Annotated in this window: 9 protein-coding genes; 4 read left to right on the top strand and 5 right to left on the bottom strand. The window is 36.6% G+C overall.

The window, feature by feature from the left end; translation table 11 throughout:
• On the top strand, positions 1-324 hold a 324-nt coding region (locus M901_RS12555; protein ID WP_034722119.1), incomplete at its 5' end, for a hypothetical protein.
• Between the two features lie 28 nt (positions 325-352).
• On the opposite strand, the gene M901_RS12550 is transcribed toward M901_RS12555, so the two are convergent.
• From M901_RS12550 to M901_RS12540, 3 genes are all read right to left on the bottom strand, one after another.
• Complete coding sequence (locus M901_RS12550; protein WP_021278576.1) at positions 353-1,099, bottom strand: serine protease; 747 nt, start codon at positions 1,097-1,099, stop codon at positions 353-355.
• Positions 1,100-1,153: 54 nt separating this feature from the next.
• Positions 1,154-1,432 carry a hypothetical protein gene (locus M901_RS12545; protein WP_021278569.1) on the bottom strand — a complete coding sequence of 93 codons (279 nt, stop codon included), beginning with the start codon at positions 1,430-1,432 and terminating at the stop codon, positions 1,154-1,156.
• A gap of 96 nt (positions 1,433-1,528) precedes the next feature.
• A complete protein-coding gene (locus M901_RS12540; protein ID WP_021278575.1) occupies positions 1,529-2,080 on the bottom strand; it encodes a hypothetical protein in 552 nt (183 codons plus the stop codon).
• A gap of 182 nt (positions 2,081-2,262) precedes the next feature.
• Here M901_RS12540 and M901_RS12535 point away from each other — a divergent pair, with 182 nt between their 5' ends.
• Together M901_RS12535 and M901_RS12530 are read left to right on the top strand one after the other, a co-directional pair.
• Positions 2,263-6,132 (top strand): hypothetical protein, encoded by a 3,870-nt coding sequence (locus M901_RS12535; protein ID WP_021278572.1) that lies wholly within the window; start codon positions 2,263-2,265, stop codon positions 6,130-6,132.
• Between the two features lie 68 nt (positions 6,133-6,200).
• Entirely contained in the window at positions 6,201-6,854 is a 654-nt protein-coding gene (locus M901_RS12530) for a hypothetical protein (RefSeq protein ID WP_021278570.1), read from the top strand.
• 113 nt (positions 6,855-6,967) lie between these two features.
• Here the strand turns inward: M901_RS12530 and M901_RS12525 are convergent, their stop codons facing one another.
• Entirely contained in the window at positions 6,968-7,933 is a 966-nt protein-coding gene (locus M901_RS12525; protein ID WP_021278573.1) for a hypothetical protein, read from the bottom strand.
• 218 nt (positions 7,934-8,151) lie between these two features.
• On the opposite strand from M901_RS12525, the gene M901_RS12520 reads away from it, so the two are divergent.
• Positions 8,152-9,714: a hypothetical protein gene (locus tag M901_RS12520; protein WP_021278574.1), complete on the top strand. Its 1,563-nt coding sequence runs from the start codon at positions 8,152-8,154 to the stop codon at positions 9,712-9,714.
• Here M901_RS12520 and M901_RS12515 read toward each other — a convergent pair.
• A complete protein-coding gene (locus tag M901_RS12515; protein ID WP_021278571.1) occupies positions 9,711-9,965 on the bottom strand; it encodes a hypothetical protein in 255 nt (84 codons plus the stop codon). The genes M901_RS12520 and M901_RS12515 overlap by 4 nt on opposite strands.
• Positions 9,966-10,230: the final 265 nt, after the last annotated feature.

Genomic DNA, 10,230 nt, shown 5'->3' with positions numbered 1-10,230 from the left:
TATTTATATCAAGCGCTTTCTGAAGAGTACACTGGATATTCAGCTCCAGTTAGAGGTATTGGAGTAGAGCCTGTTGTAAAGAATATGGTAGATCTTTTTGATGCTGTAGACTTTGCAAATAGAAACCTACCTAAGCAAAATGGTGCTGCAGAGGTTCTTGATTCTATGAAATTAACTCTTGTTAATATTGCTCTTAAAGATGGGTATAAGCTTGGTGTTTACAAAGTATCTTCTGAAGGTGCTTGGCATGCATGTAAAGAATTAGCATGGGTTGATTTTGAAACTCAAGAAGTTCTTATGACAGGTTCATGTTGGAGTGAGTAATTCACTTTCAAATAGAGGGCTAGCTTGGCTAGTCCTCATTCTCTAAGCAATTCTTAATCGCCATTTCAAATTCACTATTTCCAAAAATTACTGTTCCTTGATTACCTTGAATGATTTGACCACCATGTTGGCGACAGCCACCGTGGGTATGGACTCCAAGGATTTTTCCTGAGTTAACATCAATAATTGAAGAACCTGAGTTGCCAGCAGTCGTATCAACCTTATGATGGATAATATTTCTCTTACTATGAATTGAGAGAAGCTCTCCTGTAGAGGATTGTTGTGTATTTCTTTTTTCTTTGTCACTGCTTAGCCCGTATCCCGTTATACGGAGTAGTGATTTTGGAAGCGGTAGGGTCTTTAGTATTTCGTAGTGACCTCTTTCTTCTCCAGGAAAATTTCCAGTGATTTCATTTCTCTTAACGGAGAAAACTAGCCAGTCCTTTCCATGAAAGGCATTCTTTCTCCCATAAACCTTTTTTAAGTTAAATATATTTTCCGGTAGGGAAGGATTCATTTTTCCTGAGAGCATATCACTCAAAGGAGTATCAAATTCGGTGATCCAGTCCTGAAGTCCATCTTGGCAATGACCTGCGCTGATAAGACAGTTTTTACCAATTAAGCTCGCGCTACATGGAGACGATGATAGGAGTGAAGCTCTAGTTCTCGCAACTTTTTCGTTATAAGAGATTTGCCTCTCATCAAGCTGACAAATTGTCTTTGTCTGAGAGTTAGTCAAAGAATTAAGTAGAGATAGTATAAAAAGTGACTTCATGGCCTGGTTCTAACAAATCTAGCATCAGGCCACAAGCGTCCGTAGAAATTTTACTTAAGCAGACTTCGATTCATGAATACGTTTTGCTTCACGAACGATTTCTTCGTGCTTATTACTCCATTTCACTCTTCTTCTGATCCCATTTCTCTTGATTCCAATGATGAATAGGGAAACACAGCTTAGTACACTAAGTCCCATTAGGTACTTTCCTGTTTCAATATTTCCAAAAGTAAGATTGAAAAGACCTCCGACCAAAAAGAAGATTAGGGCGGCACATGAAATAGTAAAGAGTACATTCCATTTATCGTACTCTCGTAGATGTTTTAAACTCATATCTCTCTCCTCGTTTGGAGATAGGATATCGTATGAGTCGTCTCGATAGAGATTATTTGAAAAATCTATAATTAATGTTTAAGAAATGGACAATCTTTAGGGAAGTGTCTTGAGAAAACTTCGGGTCTGTTGATTATAGAGATTCACTCTAAGTGTCGAATAAGCAGCTTCTTTGACAACATGGGATCTAAACTCTTTCTTTGTCTCTCCACTGAGAGCATCCACCATTTCGGTTGGGTGCTTTACCTTTTTAAAGATAGTCGGATTCATCAACAGGACTAAATCCAGCTTCTCATAATCTTTTACAGTAAAAGGGGCATGGAATTTCTTGGTTAAACCCGGGCGAGATTTTAATTTAACAAGCTCTTTATCACTATTGTAAAAGAGAGTAAAAACAACAGGAAGACAGGCACTGTCGCAGCCAGTTGTGGTTTTAATTTCTCTAATATAACCAATTGTTTTCTTAGATAGATTCTTAATCCTTAAGATTGTTGTATTGATCGGTTTATCGCTGATAGGATCTGGAATTTTCAAACTTTCTTGTTCCGCGGCTTTTGGAAAAACACTTTTGTAATAGTCTTGATTTTCCTTTTGAATTGGAGCCGAAAAGACAGTTGTGAAAGTAAGTAGGAAAGCAATTATATTCATGACCCTATTCTAATCTAAGCTTGAGAAATTGACAAAATTTCATACTGTCAAAGCTTTAGACAGCGACTAATTATTAGCATAACTTAGCTAGTCTGTCCTCGTAATATCAGTACCTTACTTGCATTAGAGGATATGTTGTCTTGGCCTAGTATTTGCAGCTATATCTGCATACTGGGGGAACCATGAAAGTGATTAGTAAAATACTAACATCAATGATTATTTGTTTATGTTCTTTTCAACTTGCTTTTGCTGAGTCTGTTGAAAACATGAATAAGTATGAAAGACAGCAGCTCGACACTGAAGAACTTTTAGAAGCGATGCAAGCTTTTAAAGAAGTCGTCAGAGGTGAGCCAGCTTGTGGTCAAAAAGATGAAAAAGCACCTGAGGAAACAGCAGATATGACTGTTGATGAGGAGCTTGATGAGTATATTGGTTCAGATGAAGAAGAAGTTCGCTCAACTCCAGTAAGCGGATATGCTAGCTACATCGAGGAGCTGAAAAGTAATGCTTGTCGTGTTGAAAGATCAACTAAAGATGAGGTTCCTACACAGGAAGAAGCGCAAGAATGTAAAAAGGGTAGCTCTGTTGTTGAGAGATTAGTAAGAGCACTATCTAAGGTTGACGTTGAAAATCTAGATCAAGAACTAGATTTAAAATCATATGAAAGACTTGTTTCTACGATTGTAAGAAAAGCAACGAATTATAAAGGACAAGTTCAAAAATTTATCAGAAGTGGTGCTGATGATGCCGATAAGAGAGAGGTTCTTCTTCAATATATTGAAAAAGTTGCAGTCTCTATGCGTGATCTTCATATAGTCTTACGTCCAAACTCGAAGTTAGCAAATAAGTTTGCTAACGATTATCTTTTCAGTATCCCAAGTGATCTTTTTGAAGAGTATACAGATGAGCACGACTACTTACAGTCAGGAAAAAATCCAGCACAGGATCCATACTTTATTAATATTGTTGAAAATGGTGATTTCGTTAAGCTTCGTTTTGACGAGCACTCGATGATTAAAAGAGATATTCAGACTATTCTTCAATATCCACTGGCTAAGAATTATCTCTATGCTCTAAGACTTATGACAATCCAAATGATGGTGTCGCAAGTTAAAACATATGATGTTCTTATGGGGAATAATGATTCTCCAGTAAAGATGCCAAAAGCTTGTCTTTCAAAGAGAGAAAATGGTGTCTGGCCTTCACAAATTGATATTAAAATCAGAGAAGATATCAGTGAGGGATACCTGGATGCTGTACTCGAAAACCACGGTCTTTTCTATAACTACTCTAATGACTTAATTCTCAACTACTATGTTGAAGACTCTTCAGTTAATCCATTAAAGGATGCTTTATTTGGAAGTGTGGAGTTTAACAACTACACAAATGGTAAGGAAGGAAAGGAAGCAAATAACTACTATCACTTCGCTCTTAAGCCATCTTTTGATGATGTGACAGCTTGGAAAGACTTCGTTGATATGAAGAAACCGGAAGCAGATTATGTTTACAAATTTGAGTCAAAAGCAACGGGAAGAAATAGTTCTAAAAAGTCTCACTGGAGAACTTATAAAGATATGGCCTTGTGGCAAGAAATTGTTTCTGAAGAAAGTCCATATAAGTTTATTCAAATTAAAAAGAAAACTGCTGACGGTGAGCGAGTTGAGGATGTTAGACCATTCATTTTAAATGCTTCACCATATATCTCGAATAAGATGATTCAGCTTGGAACAGATAATATTGCTGAGATTATTGATTCAGAAACAGAGAAAACATTAAAGAGAAATGTCTTAAATATGGATATGCCGACTCTTTATTCTCCTAGTGCTAGTCGTAATTGGGGATTAAGAAAGCTTCATGAAGTGGTGAAGACCCTAAAAGAAAGCAAGTCCGCAAAAATTACTGATAGAAGAGCACCTGAAGTTAAAGCTATAACAACAGCATGTTTACTTGGTAAAACAAATTTCTGTCAGGAAAATAGAGGAAAGAACCTCTATGAAGCCTTAGACAACTACCTTTCTTCTCTTACTATTGATGGAAAAATTCTTCCAATTAAAAAGTTAGAAGAAAGAGATATCAAAGAAATGTATGTTTTCTTAGCTCACTTGTGGAGACAGTTCAGAGATACACTAGGACTTCTTCCTGAAGCTAAGATTGTGGAATACGACTATATTATTGACCAGATGGGTGCTTTAAATCCAATTGCTAGAATGAGACTTGGTTATCTTCTTGCTAAGAATGAACTTAAGGCACTTAAAGAAGGTCGTAAGCCAACTTATAAGTCTACGGCACGTGGAAGAAGAGTGAACCAAGACTTTAATTGTTTTAATCGTAATATTGAAGCGCAAATGGAGAGACTTGATGAAGCAGCTCAAAAGCTACTTCTTCATAAACCAGTGACTCCAAACTTTTTAACAAAGTACGCATCTAAGAGTGACTATAAGGAAATGTGGTCAAAAATTGTTGATAATGCAAATAATAATAGCTCACAACTATTTTCTGCCAAATTTAATGGAGCACATGCTTATGACTTCATTGAAAAGATCTCGTTTAAGACGATCCTTGATGGAAAGCAAGTTGATGAAGCTGTTGATAGAATTTTAGATGGTGAAATTTCAGATGAAACAAAAGAGGGTCTTGAGGCAGACCTTGATAATCAAGAAGTCGAAAGAATTTCTTTCTTCAAGGAACTTATGGCGGAAAAAAGCCACGAGGCTCGTCAGGCAATGTTCCTTGATAGAGCTAAGGATTTTGGAATTGATGATGATCTGACTCTTAAAGAACAAGTTCTTGCTGTAGATATGTCTCTTAAAAGACATCTTTATAGAGACGTTATGAAGAAGGGTGCGGCAATGAGAAAAGCTGAGACTCTTAAGAAGCTAGAAGATATTTGTAATTTAGATGAAAATGATCACGAAGGTTTAAGAAGATCTTTCTATGGAACGATGAAAGTTCAAGATGAACTAAACCAAATGATTGGACTACCTGCTGCTCCGAAAGAGCTTATGGACCAATTGAATTCAATGAAGTTTGAAGAGCTTCTAAATGCAGGACTAGCTATTGGAGCATTCATTGTTGGAATGGCCGGAGTTATGCTCGCGGGATCATGTGCGGTACTAACTGGTGGACTGTGTGGAATTGCGGTAGTTGGATTAGTTGGATCTGCTGTAGGAGCTCAGTCATATGTAACTTATAGTGAAGTTCAAATGAAATATGAGGCAGATGACTCTGTTGACCATGTTAGTGATATGGCCGAACTTGGTTATTCAAATTCTTCAGCAGCCGATGAAGTATCTAGAAGTTGGGCATGGGCCATTATTGAAGGTGTCAGTATAATTCCTCTTATGGGTCTATTCACTCGAGGAGTTTATATGGGCTCTAAGATGACGAAACATGCGGTGAAGACAATTGTACTAAACTCAAAGAAAGTCGGATTTAAGAATGCTTATAAAATGGCCGGAAAATCAGCAAGAACAGTTGCTGATGAAGCTGATGTCGAACTTTCTAAGTTAGTTCTTGGTTTCACGAGCTACAAAGATAAGATTAAAGCCGTTTTTAAAGGTGTAGATATTGAAGATGCTGCAAGAGCGCTTAAGAATGTTGATATGCCAGCAGAGCAAGCAGCAAGAATTCAAACTAAGATTAATAAGATTAGAGGTCTACAAGAAGCTGGTAAAATCTCTTCTAAAAAAGCGAAAACGTTAACTCAGAAGTTAATGAAAGAGATCCAAGAGCAGTTAGCAAAGAATCCTGAAGCTCTTTATAAGTATACAAGTGATGTCGTTACAGATCTTGGTTTTAAAACTGTTGATAAGAATGCAGCAAAGACAGTTGCTAAATACTTTGGAGGAAACCCATCTGAGCTAAAAGGTTTTATGGATACTTATATGAAGAAATTCTATCCTAAGAAGAAACTTTTGGGAGGAACGAAGGCATCTAAGTTGGCCAAAGCAAGGGCCGGATATATTAAAGCTCAAAAAGGTGAGTTCCTAAAAGGAACAAACTGGATTAGACAAGCGTGGTACGAAAATACTTATAATATGGACAAAGAATAGAGCGAAGTACCTTAAGTATTTATAATGATCTAGGAAAACTTCCAAAGGCACAGTTTGAAGATTACCTTGTGAAGAATATGGATGCTCTAACTGATGCCTTTGGTAAAGCACCTCTTAGAAAGAGAGATATTCCATACTTACTAATTCAAGGTGGGCCTCATATTGGAGGACTTCTAAAAGGAAGAAGACTACCAGGATTACAAGAGATCGGAGAAGCAGTTGTTGTAAGAAAGATGTTCAATGCTAGAGCAAGACTAATTTCTGAAGCAGCTAAAGCTCAGGCGAGATCAGTTTTAGGAATGGAGAAAGTTGTAGCGGCAGATACTCTCTCAAATATCTTCAAAGGATTCTATTCATCTTCTCGTGAAGAGGCGAAGAGGCTCGGATCTAAAGAAGGAGCAGAGGTTTTAAAGGAACTAGCTACAGTGAGAAAGCATGTTTCGACTGAAATGTTTAAGGCCCTAGGGGAGAACCCGAAGTTTATTAAAATCTTAGAGAATGAAGGTGTGAATATCTTTGTGGATAATAAAGTTAATAAGAAGCTTCTTAATGAACTACTTTTCAATCCAAAGACTATCAAAGAAGAAACTCTTTCTGATATGATGTGGGGAATTGTTGATGTCGAGAAAGTTTTTGCTAAAGAAGAATTTCAATTCTTAGCTTATAAAGTAATGAAGATAAGATTGAAGACTCATCAATTGTTGGAATGCAAAGATATCTGAATGCAGTAAAAATACTGATGATTAGAGATGGAAGTGCATTAGGAAATGTTGAATTATTCTAAAAACAAAAAAGGCCCTCTTAAAGAGGGCCTTTCTATATGATGTCAAAAATATTATTTACTTCCGAAGCAACCTTCTCTTTTGATGAAGTCAAGCTTTGCCATAAGATCAGCTTTTTCGGCTTCATCTGCAACTCCATCAGCTCTTCTTTGAAGAACAGTGTAGAATGCATCCATTGTAGACATATTCTCATCATCCATAAGCTTTGCTGTATCATCTAGGAGTTCTTCCCAAAGATTAATCTCAGGACTACTTAGGTTATCAGAGAAAATATTAAAAAACTTATGTCCGTTCTCAGGATCAAAGAGATCGATCTTCCCACCCTTAGTTTTACTAACTTTTAACATAGCATTGTATAGCCTTTTTTGATCAGCTGTCCCGTGCTTTGGAATAAGTAGCATATAAATAAGAGCTTCTTCTTCGTGAGCTTTTACTTTTGCTGCAACTCCAAGTTTTTGTTTTCTAATTTCTTGGTTGATAAATTTTGCTGCAGTAAGTGGGTCTTTCGCTTTTCTACTCATTTCTTTAAAAATTCTCTTAGAAGAGTCACCCTTAAGTTCATTTAGAGTAAATGAGAATCCAGCTTCAGCTAGTTCTTTGTTCACACAAGGTGCGCAAGCTAGAATAGCTTTTTTCTTAAGACCATATCTTTGCGATAGGAAAACAAGGTCATTGATAGAATCAACGAGTTCTGCTCTTGTAATCGCTTTTGTATCTTTACTTAGGTTCTTAACCATACGGTTATATTTTTTAAGATCCGCTGGGTCTTTGATAGATTTTTTCATGGCCTTGATGTCTTTCATCGTAGCACTACCAGATCTGGCCATATCTTCTAAAGAATATCTCACATTCTTTCTAACCTGACCTACAACGCCTCTGTTCATAATTCCTCTTGAATTCATAAGGAATTCAAACTGACTCTTATCAAGCAGGACATCGAAAACCTTTACTACTGACGCCTGAGTTGAGATTGAAACACTCAATAACGCGGCGAGTGATAGGGTCTTAAAAAACTTCATTGGTTATACTCCTATTTTTGACATCATTTTCGTCTCCTTCACTTTTCGGGGAGTTGGGCCGAACACTTTAGTTAATAGTGCGTCATTATCGGGAATTTTTTTTAAAAATCTCTGACATCTGTTGTGATAACGGTATGTTATAATCCTGAGTGATTTGATCATTTATTTTGAACAATGTATATTTTCGCCACTGCAAAAACACACTTCGGGGGGGAATTTTGCTTTTAAGAAAAAGCTTAGCATTAGCGCTATTTGCGTTAACTTTTGCTTTTCAGTCATTGGCTGGACAGGTAGAGGTGCAAGAGTGCGAAGAGCTAAAAGATCTCCTTTCTGGAAGCCTCGGAAGTATTGATTGTGAAATCAATTACCACCACTTTAATTCAAAATCTTCTCAAAAATATTACAACTATAAGAGAGCGCTCTCTCAGAAGAACGTGAGAATCTCGACTTTCAATGTTTATCAAGCAGGGTCTTCTCGAACAGAGTTTAAAGACCTTGAACTCGTTGCCAAGATGATGAATCATTGGGATGTGGTTGGAGCGACAGAGTTAGTTTCTGTAATTGGTATTGATAAGAAACATAACGAAGGGATTCAAGAATATATAAAGAACCTTGAAGCAGAAATACCATCTCTTTCTCAGTCAGAAAAAGCTGAGCATAGAAGAACAATTAAAAAACTAAGAGGTCAGATTGTCCTTCCTGGATATGTTGATATTCTTTTGGAATTAAGAAAGCTTGATCCATCGTGGTCCCTTATTGTTTCAAGTACAGAAGAGGGGGCTGAAAACGCGACAATTAAGGAGCTTGGTGGTTTCTACTATAGGGCCGCTGTTGTTCAACCTCAGGAAAATGAATACTGTGCTAAATTCTACAACACATCAAAAGCTTTGGGTTGTTATCCAAGATTTGATAAGAAGACTTATGGTAAAGATGTAGCACATCTCTTTGCAAGACGTCCTTTCATGGCAAATTTTAAAAGTGCGAAGTTTGATTTCTCTCTAATTCTTACTCATATTGTATTTAATGCGCCTTCTGATGAGGAATTTAGAAAAGAGATTATTCAAGCGGCCTATGGCGTTGATGAATATACGGAAGTTGGAGAGGGGATTTCCTCACGAACTTTTGCTCGCTTTGCAGAAGTTAGTCATATTCTCGAAATGATGGCCCAATCGAGAAAGAGGTTTAAAGAGCAAGACTTAATTCTATTAGGTGATTTTAACCTTGAGTCGGATAACCCTTATTGGAATGTACTCTTTGAGAAGTATAAGGGAATTGAAGTTAAAATTGATAAGCCAACTTCTCTTGCACAGTCAAAAACTCTTGCTGACGATACAGAGACGGAAGGAACTTCTAATAACTATGATCACTTTGTTCTTGATACGAATGAGACATATCAATGTGCAGGTAAGAATAGTGCGAAGATTTTTAATTTTATTGAAAATTCTTTTAGAAATATCATCGATAAGAAGTACTTAATTAGAACAGAAAAGTCTTATATTGATGAAGAGAGTGGACTCAAGATGTTCTATCTTTCAAAGTATGGTAAAGAGAAGGCGATTGATAGTGTCGATCGTTTTATGAAGTCATTAGAAGATAAAGTGACGATTAAAAGAAATCAAATTGTTCCTAGATATGATTTAGATGTAAAAGCTGAAGATATGATTCGTAAGCTCTATGAGCCACAACTCTATGAAAGATCTTATTATCGTTATTTTCAAGAGACGATAAGTGATCACTTACCTGTTTATATGAACTGCTCTAATACAACGGATAACGATTAAACGCAGTAGTTCTTAGAGTTATTCTCTAGATCAATAACCATCCAACCAAACTTCTTTCCATTCTTTATTGGAGAGAGTGTTTGAATGTCTCCTTTGATCTCCATTGTAAGAATAACTTTTCTTAAGGCCGTGTGGGCCTTCTTTGTCGCTTCGTACCTTTCCTTATCTCCTGGAACTGCATTGAGCTTGTACTTTTTCATCAGTACTTCGAGCCCTTTTGCTACATCTTCCACGACTTGTTTTGTTACCATACCATCCCTTCGAATCAAGATCTCTTGATTGTATTAGATATTCGGTAGCGACAGTTGGTAATTTTAGTTAAATTTAGCTTTATTTTATAAGGTCTTGGAAAGATAGGGTGATTAAAGAAAAAGTTGGTTAGTGTTCACTTTTTGAAACAATAAAATATATCCACAATATCGCCCCATTCATAAGGCGATACTGTGGATTCAATTTTATTTATTTTCTATTTTCGGAAATAGTGCTTCTGGAGCTTGAATATCAAATTTGGCCTTT

Source organism: Bacteriovorax sp. DB6_IX, from assembly GCF_000447775.1.
Lineage (GTDB): Bacteria > Bdellovibrionota > Bacteriovoracia > Bacteriovoracales > Bacteriovoracaceae > Halobacteriovorax_A.
Note: the sequence above shows the minus strand (reverse complement) of the source record. Positions and strands in the feature narration are given on the sequence as shown.

What these genes read in the sequence shown, in the direction of transcription:
- M901_RS12550 (WP_021278576.1), bottom strand. Translation starts at nt 1,099, where the DNA reads ATGAAGTCACTTTTTATACTATCTCTACTTAATTCTTTGACTAACTCT.
- M901_RS12545 (WP_021278569.1), bottom strand. Translation starts at nt 1,432, where the DNA reads ATGAGTTTAAAACATCTACGAGAGTACGATAAATGGAATGTACTCTTT.
- M901_RS12540 (WP_021278575.1), bottom strand. Translation starts at nt 2,080, where the DNA reads ATGAATATAATTGCTTTCCTACTTACTTTCACAACTGTCTTTTCGGCT.
- M901_RS12535 (WP_021278572.1), top strand. Translation starts at nt 2,263, where the DNA reads ATGAAAGTGATTAGTAAAATACTAACATCAATGATTATTTGTTTATGT.
- M901_RS12525 (WP_021278573.1), bottom strand. Translation starts at nt 7,933, where the DNA reads ATGAAGTTTTTTAAGACCCTATCACTCGCCGCGTTATTGAGTGTTTCA.
- M901_RS12515 (WP_021278571.1), bottom strand. Translation starts at nt 9,965, where the DNA reads ATGGTAACAAAACAAGTCGTGGAAGATGTAGCAAAAGGGCTCGAAGTA.